Genomic DNA, 16329 nt, shown 5'->3' on the forward strand with positions numbered 1-16329 from the left:
GGTAGGTGATGGTGAGGTCGCCGACGAGGGGGTGGTGGTAGTCCTTGCTGCCGGTGGTGCGCTGGTGGACCTTGTTGTCGGCCCAGTAGCGGCGGAACTCCTCGCTCTGGATCGACAGGTCTCCGATGAGGGCGCCGAGGGCGGGGTCGTCGGGGTGGCGGCCGGCGTCACGGCGGAGCATGGCGGCCGTGTCGGCGGCGACGGCGGGCCAGTTCCCGTAGAGATCGCGGGCGTGGGGGTCGAGGAAGACGAAGCGCGCCTGGTTGCGCTCGGCGGCGGGCAGAGCGCGGAAGTCGGTGATGAGACGTCCGGCGAGCCGGTTGTGGGCCAGGACGTCGAGGCGGCGGCCGAGGACGAAGGCGGGCCGGGACGCCGCTTCCAGGGTGTCGAGCAGCCGCCAGGTGGCGGGGTGGACCCGCTGCGGGCGCGGGCGCCGTCTGCGCTGGGCGGGCATCGGGCGCGCGAGGGTGTGCAGGTGCTCGCGTTCGGCGTCGTCGAGGTGGAGGGCGGTGGCGAGCGCGTCGAGCACCTCGGGTGAGGCGCTGCGGCTGCGGCCCTGTTCCAGGCGGGTGTAGTAGTCGACGCTCACTCCGGCCAGCCTGGCCAGTTCCTCGCGCCGCAGTCCGGACACGCGGCGCCGTCCCAGCACCGGCTCTCCCAGGCCGGCCTCGTGCGGGCTGAGCCGGGAGCGGGCCGAGCGCAGGAACGCCGCCAGCGGGCTGCCGGTGTGGTCACGATCCATACCACCCAGTCTCGCTTCTTCTCGGGGGGCGACGGTTCGCGAGGGTGGCCCATTTTGTCCCCCGATCGCTTAGGCCATTTTGAGGCCCTTTTTCGCTGCTCAGTGCTGGTTCAGTGGAGATCGGGCCGGGATGCGCGACATGCCCCGCGACCGAGATCCGGCCCTTTCTTCCATACGAAGGAGCATTCACATGTCCACGTGGTTCATCACCGGCGCTTCCCGGGGCCTCGGCCTGCAGATCGCTCGCGCCGCCTTGGCGGGCGGCGACGCCGTGGTGGCGGCGGTCCGCGACCCGGACGCTCTGCCTGCGGACCTCCGGCAGTCCGGCCGGGTGCTCGGTGTCGCCCTCGACGTCACCCGCGGCGAGGACATCGACCGAGCCGTCGAGGCGGCCGTCCGGCGCTTCGGCACCATCGACGTCCTGGTCAACAACGCGGGCCGGGGTCTGCTCGGCGCGCTGGAGGAGATCACCGACGCCGAGGCGCGTGCCCTGTTCGACCTCAACGTCTTCGGGCTGATCAACCTCACCCGCGCCGTCCTCCCGGTGATGCGCGCCGCGCGCAGCGGCAAGATCGTCAACATCGGGTCCCGATCCGGGTTCGAGGGCGAACCCGGGGTGAGCATGTACGCGGCCACGAAGTCCGCCGTCGCCGGCATCAGCGAAGCGTTGTCGGCGGAGCTGGCGCCGTTCGGGATCCAGTGCATGGTCGTCGAGCCCGGAGTCTTCCGTACGGACTTCCTCGACACCAGTTCGTTGTCGACCGCCTCCCGGCTCATCGACGCCTACGACGGCACTCCCGCCCACGACACCTTGGACTGGGCCGGCGAGGCCAACCACGCCCAGCTCGGCGACCCGGTGAAGGGCGCCGCGCTGATCTACGAGGTCACCTGCCAGGACAAGCTTCCTGGGCACCTGGCGCTGGGGCGCGACGCCGTCGAACGGCGGCAGGTCACGATCGCCCAGCTCCTGAACGACCTGGCCGCCTGGCAGGGCAAGTCCGTCGCCACCGCGTGCGACGACGCCCGCTGAGCCCTCGACCACCGACGGGAGGAAATCGCATCTCATGACGTCCCTCCTCACCGGCCGGCCATTCGACGGCCGCATCGCCGTGATCACCGGCGCCTCCAGCGGAATGGGCGCGGCCACCGCGCGACGGCTCGCCGAGCTGGGAGCCGCCGTCGCTCTCCTGGCGCGCCGCGAGGACCGGCTCACCGCGCTGGTCGCCGACATCACCGCGGCCGGCGGGACCGCGCTCGCCCTGCCCGTCGACGTCACCGACCCCACCTGACCGCCGCGGCCGGCCGCGGCGGCCCGGCCGACCTGGTCAACACCTCCTCCATCGCGGCCACCCGCATCCTGGAGAAGTTCTCCGTCTACTCCGGCACCAAGGCCTACATCAGCCACCTGACCCGGCGGATCCGCGTCGAGCTGGGGCGCGGGAACGTACGCGTCAGCGCGATCGAGCCCGGCATGGTCGACACCGAGCTGCCCGGTCACGTCACCGACCCCGACGCGAGCGCCCTCGGATGAGTCGGTTGTGCGCGTCCCTGATCGACTTCAGGGGCGGCTCCAGCCTCGTCCCGTGCCGGAGACACGAACAAGCCGCCATATTCCTGGGAGGCGGGCACCCACGATCCGGCACCGCGCGCCAGAACCCCGGAGGCGGTCAAGGGGGCGCCGTCGCGGCGGGGCGGCGGTGAGGCCGGTGAGCGTCTCCCTGGAAGGGCGGTCACCCGCGTCGGCGGGTGGTGCCCACCGTGCTCCGCCGTAAAGGAAGGACACCGGTGAGGGGGAGAGCTCCGTGCGGGCCCGCAGGGGAGCGGGAGAGTGCGTAAGGAAAGCCGCAGAAAACGGGAGAGTGCGTAGGGGAAGTCGCGGGTGGGGAGTCAGGGTTCGGTCAGGGATCGGTCGGGGGCGGGGCCCGATGTGAGATCGGGGCGATCGGGGACAGAGTGGGCGCATGACCGCAGTCAAGAGGCTCTTCCCCCTGATCGCCTGCGCCTCGATCCTGTTCTCGGTGGCCGGGGTGCTGGTCGGGCAGTTCGATCCCGACCCCTACCTCGACCCCATGAACGTCACCATCAGCGAGTACGCCGTGGCCGACCGCGGGGGCGTCACGGAGGTGGCGATGGCGGTGCTCGGGATCGGGTCGCTGGTGTTGCTGGCGGGCCTGCGGGCCGCGGGGGCGCCCGTACGGGGGATGCCGGAGCGGTTGCTGATGGTGTGGTCGGGCGCCCTGGTGGTGGCCGCGGCGATCCCGACCACGCCCATCGGCCAGGACCTCGACCTGGCCGCGCAGATCCACCGGTACGTCTCCGTCGCCGCCTTCGTGAGCCTCCCGGCCGCCGGCGCGCTGCTGGTGCCGAGGCTGGGCGCGGACGCCGTGTGGAAGCCGGTGGCGCGGGTCGTGGAGTGGGTGGCGCTGGCGGGCGGGTTCGGCCTGCTGGCGATCACGTACGTGGCTCTGCCGGGCGACCGGGTCCTGATCGGGCTCGTCGAGCGGCTGCTCCTGGGCGCCGAGGTGGCCCTGCTCGCGGTGCTGGCCGCGTGGCTGGTCAGGGTAACGTGGCGACAGAGCACCACAAGCACCACAACAAACGCAAATTTCCCGACATATCACAGATTTATCGCTAGTCGATCTTAATACGAGCAGTTTGGGTGCTATTCTCTCCCGCGATCTTCTATCCGGGAGCAGGTGTCATGGCATCGGGCAGATCCATCAGATTCAAGATCTCGACGCTGCTCGTCATCCCCTTGATCTCCCTGGTCGGACTCTGGGGCTTCGCCGCGAGCACCACGTTGGGGGACGCGCTCAACCTGTTCAAGGTGGACGCGATCTGGACCGGTGTGATCGACCCTTCGGAAAGCCTCGTCACCAACCTCCAGACCGAGCGCCTGGCCTCGGCCGAACGGCTCGCCGGCGTGCAGGACGACCCGGAGGCGCTGGCCCGGGCCAGGGCCGCGGTGGACGCCAGCGGCAAGACGCTGCGGCAGCACGCCGGGTCGGAGGACACCCGTTCGGCCCTCACCCCCGACATGCAGAACCAGCTCGAGACCGTGCTTGAGGCGGTCGACCGGCTGCCCGACATCAGGGCAAAGGTGGACGACCGGGTGTTCACCCCCGGTGACCTCGTCACCGAGTACGCCAGGATCGCCGACGAGATCCACCTGCTGTACTCCCGGCTGACCGTGAGCACCGACCTGGAGCTGTCGCTGCAGGCGCAGGGCCTCATCGCCGCCGACGAGGTGCGCGAGCTGCTCGCCCGCGAGCACGCCCTGGTCATCGCCTCCAACGGCCGGGCCGGCATGCGCGACGTCCACCTGCTGGCCGGCATCGACGGCACCCGGACGTACCTCTTCCCGAAGGCTCTGGCCAACCTCGACACCGAGCTGCGCACCCCCTTCGAGAAGCTGTACTACTCCCCCCGTTACGTCACCATGGAGAATCTCCTCGAGGGCTACATCGCCGGCCGGCCGATGGACGTCGACCTCTGGCGGGGCATCGCCGACCAGGTGCAGACGGAGCTGCGCGAGGCCGTCCACGGCACCGGCGACAAACTCCTGGCCAGGATGGAGCCGGCCGGCACGGCCATCGTGGTGCGGGCCGTCCTGGCAGGGTTGATCGGCCTGATCGCGGTGACGTTCTCCGTCGTCGTCTCGATCCGCGTCGGCCGGCGGCTCGCCGAGGAGCTGGCGGCGCTGCGGCGCAGCGCGCTGGAGCTGGCGGAGGTCCGGCTGCCCGACGTCGTGACGAAGCTGCGCCAGGGCGAGACCGTGGACATCGCCGCCGAGGCCCCGCCCATCCAGGTCGGCGAGAAGCCGACCAGCGAGGTCGCGGACCTGGCGGCGGCGTTCGACAGCGTGCAGAGCACGGCCGTGGACGCCGCCGTCGAGCAGGCCAGGCTCCGCGAGGGCGTCGCCGAGGCGCTGCGCAACCTGGCCCGGCGCAGCCAGTCGCTGCTGCAGCGTCAGCTCAAGCTGCTGGACGAGATGCAGCACCAGACGGAGGAGCCGGAGGCGCTGGAGCGGCTGTTCAAGCTCGACCACCTGACCACGCGCATGCGCCGCCACGCCGAAGGGCTGGTGCTGCTGTCGGGCGGCTCCGCGGGCCGCAGGTGGCGCGGCGTCATCCCCGTCGAGGACGTGCTCAGCGGCGCCGCCGCCCAGGTGGAGGAGTACACCCGGGTCAGGGTCTACCCGATGCCCGAGGTCGGCGTCCCCGGCAACGCGGTCGCCGACCTCATGCACCTGTTCGCCGAGCTGATCGAGAACGCCGCGTCGTTCTCGTCGCCGGAGAACGAGGTCTCCGTGCGCGGCGAGATGGTCGGCAGGGGCTTCGCCGTCGAGATCGAGGACCGCGGCCTCGGCATGGACGAGGCCACGTTCAAGGCCGTCAACGCCCGCCTGGCCAGCCCGCCGGAGTTCGACCCGGCGCAGACCGAGCGGCTGGGCTTCGCGGTGGTCGGCATGCTCGCCGCCCGGCACGACGTCAAGGTGACGCTGAAGACCTCCCCGTACGGGGGCACCACGGCGATCGTGCTCGTCCCGGCCGAGCTGGTGGAGCCGATGGCGCCGCCGACGCAGCCGATGGACCTGACGCCGATCTCCGTGTCGGTCGTCCACACCGAGACCACCGGGCCGGGCGAGCTGCCCCGCCGCATCCGCACCAGCAGGCGGGCCGCGCAGGCCCAGAACGCTCAGGGGCAGGCCGTGCCGCAGCAGTCCGGGCTGCCCCGCCGCGAACGGCAGACGGGGCTGCCGCAGCGGCTCAAGCAGGCGCCGACGCCCGCGGGCCCGGCCGAGGAACGTACGCCCGAGGAGGCCAGGGCACTGCTCTCCTCGCTGCAGTCAGGCTGGCAGCGCGGGCGGCAGGACAGTGACCAGGATGGGGGATCGGAACAGTGAGCCGCGAGCACGAGTGGGTTGACGAGGAGGCGGGGCCCGTCGTGCGGCCGTACGCGGTCGCACGCGGGCGTACCAGGTCCGTCTCCGCCGAGGTCGACCTGCTGGCGACCGTCGTCTCGACGGGCTCGCCCGTCTCCGCCAAGGCCGAGCTGGGCGCCCAGCACCGCCGGCTGCTGAACCTGGTGGCGGGCAAGGCCAGGCCCGTGGTCGAGGTCGCCTCGGATCTGGGCCTGCCCGTCGGCGTCGTACGGGTGCTGCTGGGGGACGTGCTGGAGCACGGCCTGGTGACGGTGCGCCCGCCGCGGGACAGGGCCGCCGCCCCGTCGGAGAGCCTGCTCCGTGAGGTCATCAACGGCCTGCGCGCGCTCTAGTTGGCGGAGGTCAGCGTCCGCAGGGAGTGCTCCACCAGCGTGATCATGACCTCCTTGGCCGAGGTCCGCCGACGCACGTCGCAGAGCATGACCGGCACGTCGTCGTCGAGGTCGAGCGCGATGCGGACGTCCTCGACGCTGTGCTGGTCGGCGCCGTCGAAGCAGTTGACGGCCACCACGAACGGCGTGCCGCGCTGCTCGAAGTAGTCGACCGACGGGAAGCAGTCGGTGAGCCGCCGGGTGTCGGCGATCACGACCGCGCCGAGCGCGCCGTAGGACAGCTCGTCCCACATGAACCAGAACCGCTCCTGGCCGGGCGTGCCGAACAGGTAGACGACCAGCCCTTCGCGGATGGTGATGCGGCCGAAGTCCATCGCCACGGTGGTCGTGGTCTTGGACTCCACGCCGTCGAGGTCGTCGATCCCGATCCCGCGGTCGGAGAGCACCTCCTCCGTGCGCAGCGGCCTGATCTCGCTGATCGATCCGACCAGGGTGGTCTTGCCGACGCCGAAGCCGCCCGCGATCAGGATCTTGAGCGCGACGGGGTCCTCAGAGAGCACGGAGTCCATTGATCACTTCCTTGAGAATGCGCTCATTCGAGCGCGCCCCTCCTGCCGTGGGCGACGTCACCGAGATGAGGCCGTGGTCACGCATGTCGCCGAGCAGCACCCGGACGACGCCGACGGGCAGGTCGAGCTCGACGGCCAGGTCGGCCAGCGAGATCGGGCTCTGGGCTGCCCGCAGGATGTGTCGTTGTTCGGGACCGAGGTCGTCCGGCGGGTCGCCGATCGCGCGCACGGTCGCCACGAGGTCGAACGCGTCTCCGGAGGAGCGCGTGCGTCCGCGGATGAGAGCATAGGGCCGGACGACCGGTCCCGCCTCCTCATCGAACCACTGCGGGCGCTCGCTCATGACGCCCCGGCGCGTGGATTGGTGGTGATGTGCTGGCCCACGCGCTTGACCAGCATCGCCATCTCGTACGCGATATGGCCGACGTCCACGGTGGCGTCGGCGACCACGGCCAGGCAGGTGCCCTGGCCGGCCGCGGTGACGAACAGGAACGCCGACTCCATCTCCACGATGGTCTGGCGCACGTCGCCGCCGCCGAAATGGCGGCCGGTGCCGCGGGCCAGGCTCTGGAAACCGGCCGCCACCGCCGACAGGTGCTCGGCGTCCTCGCGGTTCAGTCCTTTCGAATATCCGACGGCCAGGCCGTCGGTCGACAGGATGACCGCCTGGCGCACGGCGGCGACCCGGGTGACCAGGTCGTCCAGCAGCCAGTTCAGTTCGCCGCTGTTCGTGGTCGGCACACTCATGCGTCCCCCTTACTCATGGGCCCCTCCTCGGAGGCTTCTTCTCTGGCGCGTTGGGTTCCCCGCTGGAACGCGGAGAACAGGTCGCGTACCTCGTCGGGAGAGCGTTCGGCCTGCTGCTCCTGCTCGGGCTGCTCCCTGAGCTGGGGCGCCAGGTTGGCCTGGCGCACCCGCCTGGGCAGCCCGGCGTGGGTGCCCGAGGTCACGACCGCGAGCGCCTTCTTCCGCGTACGGCTCGGCAGCGCCGCCTTGCCGTCGCCGGTCTGGGTGGTCCGGCCCGGTTCGCGGGTCCGCGCGGGCTCGCCGGGCTCGGCGGATCCTTCGGTCTCGGCCATGAGGGCGCGCGGCACCAGCACGATGGCCAGCGTCCCGCCGAAGGGCGAGCGGCGCAGCAGCACCTTGATCCCGTGCCGCCGGGCCAGCGCGGCCACCACGAACAGGCCCAGCCGGTCGCTGTCGGCCAGGTCGAACTCGGGCGGCGCGGCCAGCAGCGCGTTGATCCGGCCGTACTCGGCGGCCGACAGGCCGAGGCCCTTGTCCTCGACCTCGATGGCGTAGCCGTTGCTCACCCGGTCGCCGCGCACCTGCACCATGGTGTCGGGTGGCGAGTAGATGGTGGCGTTCTCGACCAGTTCGGCCACCAGGTGGGTGACGTCGGCCGCGGCGGCGCCGTCGATCGCGCCGTCCGGCATGGACGTGACGGCGACCCTGGTGTAGTCCTCGACCTCGGCGACCGCGGCCCGGACGACGTCGATCACGGGCACCGGCCTGCGCCAGGCCCGCCCCGGCGCGGCTCCCGACAACACGATCAGGCTCTCGGCGTGCCGCCGCATACGGGTGGTCAGGTGGTCCAGGCGGAAGAGCTCCTCCAGCCGGTCGGGGTCGTGGGTGCGCCGCTGCATGCGGTCGAGCAGCCCGAGCTGGCGGTGCAGCAGGCCCTGCTTGCGCCGGGCGAGGTTGAGGAAGACCTGGCCGACCCCGCGGCGCAGCGCGGCCTGGCCGACCGCCGCCCGCACGGCGGTGCGCTGCACGGAGCCGAAGGCCCTGGCCACGTCGGTGATCTCAGCGGAACCGCGCACCTTGATCGCCTTGGCCTCCTTCCGCACGTCGACGTCCTCGCCCTTGCGCAGCCGCGCCACGATGTCGGGCAGTCTCCGCTGCGCCAGCTCCACCGCGGCGGAACGCAGCCCGCCGAGCTCTCCGGCCAGGCGTCGACCGAAGCGTACCGAGATGATGATCGACGCGAGCACCGCGATCAAACCGAGGCCGCCCGCGACGCCGATCTTGACCATCGTGCCGGCGGTGGCCTCCGACGTACGGCCGGCCAGGGTGTCGGCCGCGTCGGCGCCGAGGTCGTCGAGGTGGGAGGACAGGTCGTCGAGGGTCTGCCGCCAGGCGTCGGCGGCGGGCGGCGTGCCCGTCCTGACGATGCGCGTCTCCATGGCGGAGAACACGACGAACGGCTCGCTCGCGAAGAGCTCCTCGTACGGCCTGCGCAGCGGCACGTCGAGCCCGGCCAGGCCGCGGGCGTGCAGGAACTTCCTGGAGGCGGCGTACTCGGCGAAGGCGGCGGTCTCCGCCCCGCTCAGCCGCCGGTCGGCCAGCGCGCCGACGACGAGGGCGTGTTCCCTGGCGATGTACTCCCTGGCCAGGCTCATGGTGTGCAGCGAGGACGCCTGCTGGAAGATCGCCAGGTCGGAGGCGGGGACCAGGTCGTCGGACAGGAGGAAGAGCGCGTCGAGGAGGCGGTTGTAGGCGTTCAGGCCGGACAGGCGCGGGTTGCCGCCCCTGTCGATGGCGGCCCTGATCGACTCGAGGCGGTCGAGGGCGGTGCGGAGGGTCTCCAGCGGGACGCGCAGGTCGTCGCCGACGGCGTCGCCGGCCTCGGAGACGGCCCGCTGGAACTCGGCGACGGACTGGTCGGTGCGCGAACGCTGGCTGCCGAGCACCTCGGTGAGCTCACGCGTGGCCAGCGCCTCGGCGGAGCGGACCCTTTCCGCCTGCAGCTGTGAACCCAGGTCGGCGGAGGCGACGCCGAGTGTCTCGTGGAGGGTGTTCGCGCGGAGCAGCGACCGGGCGTCGGCCATGGTGAGGTTGAGGACGAAACCCCACAGCGCGCTCAGAGACAGGAGGGGTAGCAGCAGCAATAAGAAGATCTTGAACCGAATTGACCGGTTTCGCGAGCCCATGTCCCAACCTCGAGTCGGGGGCATTTCCACACCTTGTGTAAATACACCTCCGGAAGATCGCACAGGAGACTAGCACCGATTAAGTGTCCGGCGCAGTGGGAGCAAGGCGTTCATTACCGTGATTATTGGGACGACATCTGTCGCCGGTGGCGATCCCGGACAAGGGTCGCCCAGAGCCACGCCAGCGCGACCAGCGAGATCACCACGAACCCCGACCAGGTCACCACGGTGTAGACGTGCACCTGCCAGGCGGTCACGTCCGGCACCCGGCCGATCCGCAGCTCCGCGAACTGCCACGGCCGCCCGGTCAGCACCAGCGTGATCGCGATCGCGATGGCGCTCATCGAGTCCCACAGCGCGTGCAGCACCGAGACGCCGAGGTAGGTCAGCAGCACCGGCCCGGTGAGCCGTCCGCCCGCGGCGAACAGCGCGCCGCCCGCGATCGCCGTCCACAGTCCGTGGCCCACCGGCGTCAGGATGCCGCGCAGCACCTCGGTCTCGACGAGCTGGCTCAACGACAGGCCGTGCGCGGTGAACAGGGCGTTGAAGGCGTACCCGGCGCTCTCGAAGGCGGCGAAACCGAAGCCGACGGTCGCGCCGAGCACCACGCCGTCGCGGATCGAGCGCTTGGCCGCGTGCCGGGTGACGACCATCAGCGCGGCCAGCTTGGCGGCCTCCTCGATGAGGCCGACCAGCAGGTACATCACGATCGACGGCCGCACCAGCCAGCTCTCCAGCAGGGAGGCGCCGAGCACGCCCAGAACGCCGCCCACCACGAACGCGACGAACATCCGCTCCACCGTCACGGCGTGGGAGCGGCCCTGCCCGTACGCCCAGGCCACGAACGTCACGGGCACCAGGAAGCTGCCGAGCAGCACCACGGTCGGCACCAGGTTGGGGTTGAGCGTCCAGGCCGTGACGATCACGCTGGCCACCCACAGCACGAGCCCGGTCAGGAAGATCCGCAACCACGGCCTTCTCCTGCTCACCGGGTCAGCTCCGCCACCGCCCTGTGCGCGGCCACCACGGCGGCGTCGGCGCGGGCCGCCGGCACCGAGTCCGAGCCGCCGATGGCGATCCTGCCGAACGGCCCGCGCGCCGCGTCCGCCGGGAACGGCCCGTCGGGGTGGTAGGCGTGCCAGGGCCGGCAGTGCTCGGGCGGGTAGGCGTGCCCCCACCGGTTCACGGTGATCTCCAGGATGTCCCCGGCCGGGTCGAAGCCGAACGGCCCGAGCAGCCGCGTCAGCTGGTCGCGGATCGTCCGCTCCAGCTCGTCGTACGGCGTCCTGAGCAGGTCCCGCCGACCGGCCGCGGAGCCCGCGTCGGGCCCCAGCTCCGACCGGCACGGCGTGGCCACCAGTCGCACGGAGTCGGGGGGCGCGAACTCGGTGGCGCACCAGTAGGCGCCGGTCCAGCGCACCCGCTCGACGCCGAGCCGCCGCCAGGCCCCCGGGTCGCGCAGCCGTACGGTGGCGTGCAGCGCCGGCACCCTGACGACCTGCCGCAGCGCCCGCCGCCGCTCCTCCGGCAACTCCGGCACGAGGTACGGCACGACCGCGCTCCAGCAGGCCAGGATCACCGCCCCGGCCTGGACGGTGCTGACCCCGTCGCCGTCGAAGTAGCCGACGGTGGCCGAGCCGACGCCGTCGCGCACCGAGACCACCGGGCTCGACAGGCGCAGCAGCGCCCGGCCGTCCAGGGCGGGGTCGGCGGCGGGCGCCTCGCCGTGCCAGTTCCGCCGCACGGTGGGCGAGTTGTACGGGGACGGCTTGTCGCGGTCGAGCCCCAGCCCGGCGAACCCGGGATAGCCGATCCCCCAGGCGTCGATGGCTCCGAACGCGCGGGCGTCGTAGGCCCAGTCGCGGCTCGGCAGGGTCCGGCAGAACCGCTCCACGTCGGGGTGCGCCCCGCACACCTCCCGCAGGAACCGCGAGTACGTCAGCTCCGCCAGCCGCTCCTGCTTGGCCTCCGCGCTCAGCCCGGGGAACCAGTCGGGCGGGTCGTCGTGCAGCCGGAGCAGGTCCCGCCGGGCGGCCTCGGCGATCGGCAGCCTGTCGATCCAGCCGGGCGAGGCCGTCGTGACCAGGGTGTCGGCGCCGAAGCTCTCCGCGTCGCACATCACGGCGTCGGGCCCCGCGGCCCGCACCGGCGGACGCGGGGCGGCGAGTTCGTCGTGGTTGTCGAGCACGAGCACGCGCGCCGACGGGTGACGCAGCAGCCACCCGTTGGCGGCGCTCACCCCGGCGCGCCCGCCGCCCACCACCACGAGGTCATAGCGTTCCCCGGTGGGCTCGGGCGTGCCCGCGTGCGCCCAGAACCGGCCGTCCCGCAGGGCGTGCGGCACGCTGAGCGCCGCGGCGGTGTCCCCTCGTACGGTGAACGGCGTGGACGCGGCCCTCGCCGCCGGCACGGGCCCCAGGGCGCTCCCGAGGGAGGCCAGGGCGATCCCGTCGAAGAGATCCCGGCGAGAAATGGGGCGATCCAGCCCGAGATCGCGCGGAGTCAAGCTCATGGCGCGATCATCAGCAGCCCGGGCGAAAAGCCGCGCATGGACGCGCAGCGTGTCGACGACATTTTGCGTGCCCTGTTACGTGGAATGCCCTGTCGTTTCTGACATCCGCCTTTACAGCACGCCGCGGAGAACGCCCCTGACAAGCCGCTCCGCCACACGAGCTGGCGCAAGGGCGCACGCAGGACGGTCACCGCGTGGAGTGGGGCAATAAGCGCGTCAAAACGGAAATCGTTCGTGAAGCAGTTGAATTCCGCGAATAGCGGCGTTGCCCAGCCCGTTACTCTCCGTGTCCTCTAGCGTTTTCCACAATGCCGCCAGAGTCGAATTGGAGAAAGCCATGCGCAAGGCTGTTTCCGGCGTGTTCCTGACCACCCTCGTCCTTGCCGGATGCTCCTCGGGAGAAGCCCCCGAGCCCGCCGCCTCGGCCGGCCCGGCCCAGCCGTCGGCCGCCGAGACCGCGAAGCTGCGCGCCGCCCTGCTGCCGGCGCCCAAGGGCATGAGCATCGCCTACGGCCCCGAGGTGGGCGCGTTCGGCTCGCTCAAGTCGACGCAGCAGGGGCTGGAGGCGCTGCGCCACGCCAAGGCCGAGCGCCCGGAGTGCGCCGGGGCCGCCCAGCTCGACGCCGCCAGGCCCGAGGTCGCGAAGTCGCCCGCCGCGGTGGTCGCGTTCTCCGCCGACCGGGGCTCGATCACGCAGGCCGTGGTGTCGCTGCCCGCGCCGGCCTTCCCCGCGCCGCTGCCGAAGCAGTGCGCCAGCTACACCGCCGACGTCGGCGGCACGAAGGTCACCTACCGGACGCGCACCCTGAAGATGCCGGTCAAGGGCGACGAGTCGCAGGCGTACCTCACGACGGCGGCGGGTGAGAAGAACAACGCCCAGATCGGCTCGGTCATGATCAGGCGCGGCGCGGTCGTCATGAGCATGCTCGTGGTCGGTCAGCAGGTCAAGCCGCAGGGCCTGTACGAGCTGGCCCGCCTCGCCGACCAGAACCTCGCGAAGGCGACCGCCTGACGCCCCTCAGATGAGCACGTGGTCGTCGGGGCGGCCGACGAAGGAGAACTGGGCGTTCCTGGTCAGCTTGATGTGGTCGGCCTGCCAGGTGTGCATCGCGGTGTCGGCGCTGCGCCAGTAGACGAAGTTGAAGCGGTCCGCCGAGTAGATCTTGACGCGGTCCTCCTTCAACCGCCGTACGAGGTGGGTGTCCTCGCCGCGGGTGATGTCGGCGAAGCCGTACGAACGGAACAGGTCGGCCTTGCCGAGGAACGTGCCGCCCTGCACGAGCCAGGAATAGCGGTGCTCCAGGCCGGGCAGGCGCAGCATCGTGGTGTTGCTGCCCTCGAAGTACGCGTAGTGCGCGCCCTTGCCGGCCATCTCGGCGTCGGAGTAGTCGAACGCCCTGACCAGGTCCGACAGGTAGTGCTCGCCGTAGAGGTTGTCGTCGTCCATCTTGGCGATCAGCTCGCCCTCGGCGGCGGCGATGCCCAGGTTCATGCAGGCGCCGAGCGACAACGAGGCGTCGGCGGGCAGCACGACGACGTCGGTGATGCCCGCCATGCGGGCCTTGTCGGCGACCACGACCGGGTCGATGTCGAGGCCGTGCAGCACCATGATCAGCTGGAGCGGGCGGTGGAGCTGCTTGGCCACCGAGGAGATCGCGTGCTCGATCTGTGAGGCCCGGTTGGTGGGCAGCACGACCGAGATCGAGCGCGAGCGCGGCTCCACCCGGTGGCCGAGGTCCTGGAGGATCTGGTCCACCCGGTGCGAGAACAGGTGCTTGTCGAACACCTCGCGCATCGCCAGGTGGCCCATCCTGGCCCGCAGCTCGGGGCTGTTGAGCAGGTGCAGCACCTGGTTGTACGACTCGATCGGCTCGCGCGCGATCGGGATCAGATCGCCGAAGGTCTCCTCGATGGCCCGCGACCATCCCGACACGACGGGGGTCGCGCAGGCCGACAGCTCGAAGACACGCCGCGCGCACATGGTCGGAGAGTCGAGCACGGAGTTGACGTTCAGGAAGACCTTGTACATCCGGTACGCGGCCAGCATCTGGTCGTAGGGCAGCTCGCCCACGATGTGCGGCCGGTACTTCTCCGGCCAGGCGTACTTCTCGTCCACCTCGCCGTTGCGGGCGAAGATGTGCAGGCCCAGCTCCCTGACGGGGTCGAGGACGGTCTCCATCTGCTCGCGGCGCTCGGCGTGCTTGTCGCGGAAGTACATCCCGGCGAAGACCACGTCGTGCAGGCGGCCCTTGTTCTGCTGGATCGGGTTGTGCACGCGCGGCTGGGCGGCGAACTGCAGCACGTCCACCCGGTCGTGTCCCAAAATTTCCCGATATTTCGGCAGCATGTCACCGTCGCAGGTGAACACGTAGTCGAACAGCTTGGCCGTGTCGATGAAGAAGTCGAAGTTCGGCGGGTCCTCCTTGTTCCAGAAGACCGTCGGGATGCCCTCCGCCCTGCACCAGGCCACCAGGTCGCGCAGCGGCTCCTTCGGGGCGTTGGTGCCGGTCATCTGGTAGCGCCAGCGGCCCTGGTTGCCGTGCCAGGCCGACTCGCAGAACAGCAGGTCGGGACGCTTCTCCGCGAAGATCTCCGGCCAGTCCTTCAGCCCGAACTCGATCTGGTCCCACTCGTAGCGGAAGGCCATCCGGGAGAAGTCGTCCAGGATCACCGCGACCTTCAGGTCGGGCCGGTTGACCGGCCCCGCCGGCCACTTGATCGTCGGCACCTCGACCAGCGGCGGCCGGTTGTTCGCTAGCTCCGTCGCCTCGCTGACCGGCATGGGCGGCTTGGGCGCCTTCTGCTTCGACCGGACGGCCTCGACGATCTTCCCCGGGCTCTTCGAGCCGAGGGCCTCGCCCAGCTTGTACGTCCGCTTGGCCTGCGTCGCCTCCAGCTTCCAGCTCGCGTACGCGGCCTTGGCCTCGGCGATCTCCAGCCGCCGCCGCAGCTCCCGCAGCTCCGCCTCGTACCGCTCGACGAGCTTGCGATCCTCGGGCAGCCAGTTGACGGGGCCGAGCCGCTGGAAAGTGGGCTCTTCGGGGGTTTCGGCCATGGTGATACGCCTATCGCTCAGCGGAGGTATGTCATAGTACGGCGGTTTCGGCCGCTATTCCTGGCGTTCGGCCTGAGAGGCAGGGGCGAGGTTGTCGCCCTCCAGCCAGGCGGAGATCACCTTGGCGATGCGCGGCCCGGCCTTGCCGTCCCAGAGCACCGGAAGCTCCCCGGCCGGCGTGACGGCGCCGTCGGCCAGCGCCTTGTCCGCCGCCGCGGGCAGCAGGGCGGGCGTGACCAGGCGGTTGGTGCCGTGGGTGATCGTGATCGGCCGCTCGGTGTTGGGCCGGACGGTCAGGCACGGGACGCCCAGCATGGTCGTCTCCTCCTGCACGCCGCCGGAGTCGGTGACCACCAGGGCGGCGCCGCGCACGAGTGAGAGGAAGTCCACATAGCCGAGCGGGTCGACGACCTTGACCGTCTCGCCGTCGACGAGCCCGGCCTCGGCCAGGCGCGCCTTGCCGCGCGGGTGGATCGGCACGACGACCGGGACCTTCCGCGAGACCTCCAGCACCGCCTCCACCAGCTCCTTGGCGGCCTCGGCGGTGTCGACGTTGGCGGGCCGGTGCAGCGTCGCGACGGCGTAACGGGCCGGCAGGCCGAGCCGCTCGACCACGGGCGCCGGGTCGAGCGAGGGCAGCGCCGCGAAGAGGCTGTCGATCATGGGGTTGCCCACGAGGTGCACCTTGGCGGCGGGCACGCCCTCGGAGGCGAGATACGCGAGGGCCTCCGGCGAGGTCGCGAACAGCAGGTCGGCCAGGGCGTCGGTGACGACCCGGTTGACCTCCTCCGGCATCCCCCGGTCATACGAGCGCAGGCCGGCCTCGACGTGCGCGGTCGGGACGCCGAGCTTGGCGCAGACGAGGATGGCGGCCAGCGTGGAGTTGACGTCGCCGTAGACCACGACGAGGTCGGGCTCGTGCTCCTGGACGACCTCCTCCAGGCCGACGAGGAGGGCCGCGGTCTGCTTGGCGTGGCTGCCGGAGCCGACGCCGAGGTTCGCGATCGGCTCGGGCAGACCGAGGTCGGCGAAGAACACGTCCGACATCAGCGCGTCGTAGTGCTGACCGGTGTGGATGATGCCCTGCCGCACGCCGAGTTCACCGAGTGCTCGCACCACCGGGGCCGCTTTCACGAAGTTGGGACGAGCTCCCAGAACGTGCAGGACCAGGGGGTTCTCCCTCATTGACCTCGCCTTTCATAGCGGAAGGGGAAAAACGTTGCCTATGGTACGGTCACGGC

General features: G+C 71.1%; 16 protein-coding genes. 7 read left to right on the forward strand and 9 right to left on the reverse strand.

Translation table 11 applies throughout. The annotated features are described in order from the left end of the window. The coding region (locus C1J01_RS03090) for a helix-turn-helix transcriptional regulator (protein WP_111175741.1) at positions 1-742 on the reverse strand (742 nt) is incomplete at its 3' end. A 190-nt stretch (positions 743-932) separates the two neighbouring features. On the opposite strand from C1J01_RS03090, the gene C1J01_RS03095 reads away from it, so the two are divergent. The 6 genes from C1J01_RS03095 (at position 933) to C1J01_RS03115 (ending at position 6019) form a co-directional block, all read left to right on the forward strand. Continuing rightward, entirely contained in the window at positions 933-1772 is an 840-nt protein-coding gene (locus C1J01_RS03095) for an SDR family NAD(P)-dependent oxidoreductase (RefSeq protein ID WP_111175743.1), read from the forward strand. 34 nt (positions 1773-1806) lie between these two features. Beyond that, entirely contained in the window at positions 1807-2031 is a 225-nt protein-coding gene (locus C1J01_RS51860) for an SDR family NAD(P)-dependent oxidoreductase (protein WP_235854218.1), read from the forward strand. A gap of 68 nt (positions 2032-2099) precedes the next feature. Continuing rightward, positions 2100-2273, forward strand: a complete 174-nt coding sequence (locus C1J01_RS51865) for an SDR family NAD(P)-dependent oxidoreductase (protein ID WP_235854227.1) — start codon at positions 2100-2102, stop codon at positions 2271-2273. 430 nt (positions 2274-2703) lie between these two features. Beyond that, positions 2704-3387, forward strand: coding sequence for a DUF998 domain-containing protein (locus tag C1J01_RS03105; RefSeq protein WP_111175745.1), 684 nt, complete (start codon positions 2704-2706; stop codon positions 3385-3387). 56 nt (positions 3388-3443) lie between these two features. Then, positions 3444-5648, forward strand: a complete 2205-nt coding sequence (locus tag C1J01_RS03110; RefSeq protein ID WP_111175747.1) for a sensor histidine kinase — start codon at positions 3444-3446, stop codon at positions 5646-5648. After that, positions 5645-6019 carry a DUF742 domain-containing protein gene (locus C1J01_RS03115; protein WP_111175749.1) on the forward strand — a complete coding sequence of 125 codons (375 nt, stop codon included), beginning with the start codon at positions 5645-5647 and terminating at the stop codon, positions 6017-6019. The genes C1J01_RS03110 and C1J01_RS03115 overlap by 4 nt, the downstream gene beginning before the upstream one ends. On the opposite strand, the gene C1J01_RS03120 is transcribed toward C1J01_RS03115, so the two are convergent. The 6 genes from C1J01_RS03120 to C1J01_RS03145 form a co-directional block, all read right to left on the reverse strand. After that, positions 6016-6588, reverse strand: coding sequence for a GTP-binding protein (locus tag C1J01_RS03120; protein ID WP_111175751.1), 573 nt, complete (start codon positions 6586-6588; stop codon positions 6016-6018). The genes C1J01_RS03115 and C1J01_RS03120 overlap by 4 nt on opposite strands. Next, positions 6569-6931: a DUF742 domain-containing protein gene (locus tag C1J01_RS03125; RefSeq protein ID WP_111175753.1), complete on the reverse strand. Its 363-nt coding sequence runs from the start codon at positions 6929-6931 to the stop codon at positions 6569-6571. Before C1J01_RS03125 ends, C1J01_RS03120 begins: the two co-directional genes overlap by 20 nt. Beyond that, positions 6928-7335 carry a roadblock/LC7 domain-containing protein gene (locus C1J01_RS03130; protein WP_111175755.1) on the reverse strand — a complete coding sequence of 136 codons (408 nt, stop codon included), beginning with the start codon at positions 7333-7335 and terminating at the stop codon, positions 6928-6930. The genes C1J01_RS03125 and C1J01_RS03130 overlap by 4 nt, the downstream gene beginning before the upstream one ends. Continuing rightward, positions 7332-9479, reverse strand: coding sequence for a sensor histidine kinase (locus tag C1J01_RS03135; protein ID WP_181448545.1), 2148 nt, complete (start codon positions 9477-9479; stop codon positions 7332-7334). Before C1J01_RS03135 ends, C1J01_RS03130 begins: the two co-directional genes overlap by 4 nt. 164 nt (positions 9480-9643) lie before the next feature. Then, entirely contained in the window at positions 9644-10510 is an 867-nt protein-coding gene (locus tag C1J01_RS03140; RefSeq protein ID WP_111175759.1) for a PrsW family intramembrane metalloprotease, read from the reverse strand. After that, positions 10507-12033: an FAD-dependent oxidoreductase gene (locus C1J01_RS03145; RefSeq protein WP_235854219.1), complete on the reverse strand. Its 1527-nt coding sequence runs from the start codon at positions 12031-12033 to the stop codon at positions 10507-10509. The genes C1J01_RS03140 and C1J01_RS03145 overlap by 4 nt, the downstream gene beginning before the upstream one ends. Before the next feature lie 337 nt (positions 12034-12370). On the opposite strand from C1J01_RS03145, the gene C1J01_RS03150 reads away from it, so the two are divergent. After that, on the forward strand, positions 12371-13045 hold the full coding sequence (locus C1J01_RS03150; RefSeq protein WP_111175761.1) for a hypothetical protein: 675 nt from the start codon (positions 12371-12373) through the stop codon (positions 13043-13045). 6 nt (positions 13046-13051) lie between these two features. Here C1J01_RS03150 and C1J01_RS03155 read toward each other — a convergent pair whose 3' ends face one another. Both C1J01_RS03155 and wecB read right to left on the reverse strand, forming a co-directional pair. Further along, complete coding sequence (locus C1J01_RS03155; protein ID WP_111175763.1) at positions 13052-15088, reverse strand: glycosyltransferase family protein; 2037 nt, start codon at positions 15086-15088, stop codon at positions 13052-13054. Between the two features lie 54 nt (positions 15089-15142). Next, positions 15143-16273 carry a non-hydrolyzing UDP-N-acetylglucosamine 2-epimerase gene (gene wecB / locus C1J01_RS03160; RefSeq protein ID WP_111175765.1) on the reverse strand — a complete coding sequence of 377 codons (1131 nt, stop codon included), beginning with the start codon at positions 16271-16273 and terminating at the stop codon, positions 15143-15145. Positions 16274-16329: the final 56 nt, after the last annotated feature.

The sequence above is a fragment of the Nonomuraea aridisoli genome, from assembly GCF_003236395.1.
GTDB lineage: Bacteria > Actinomycetota > Actinomycetes > Streptosporangiales > Streptosporangiaceae > Nonomuraea > Nonomuraea aridisoli.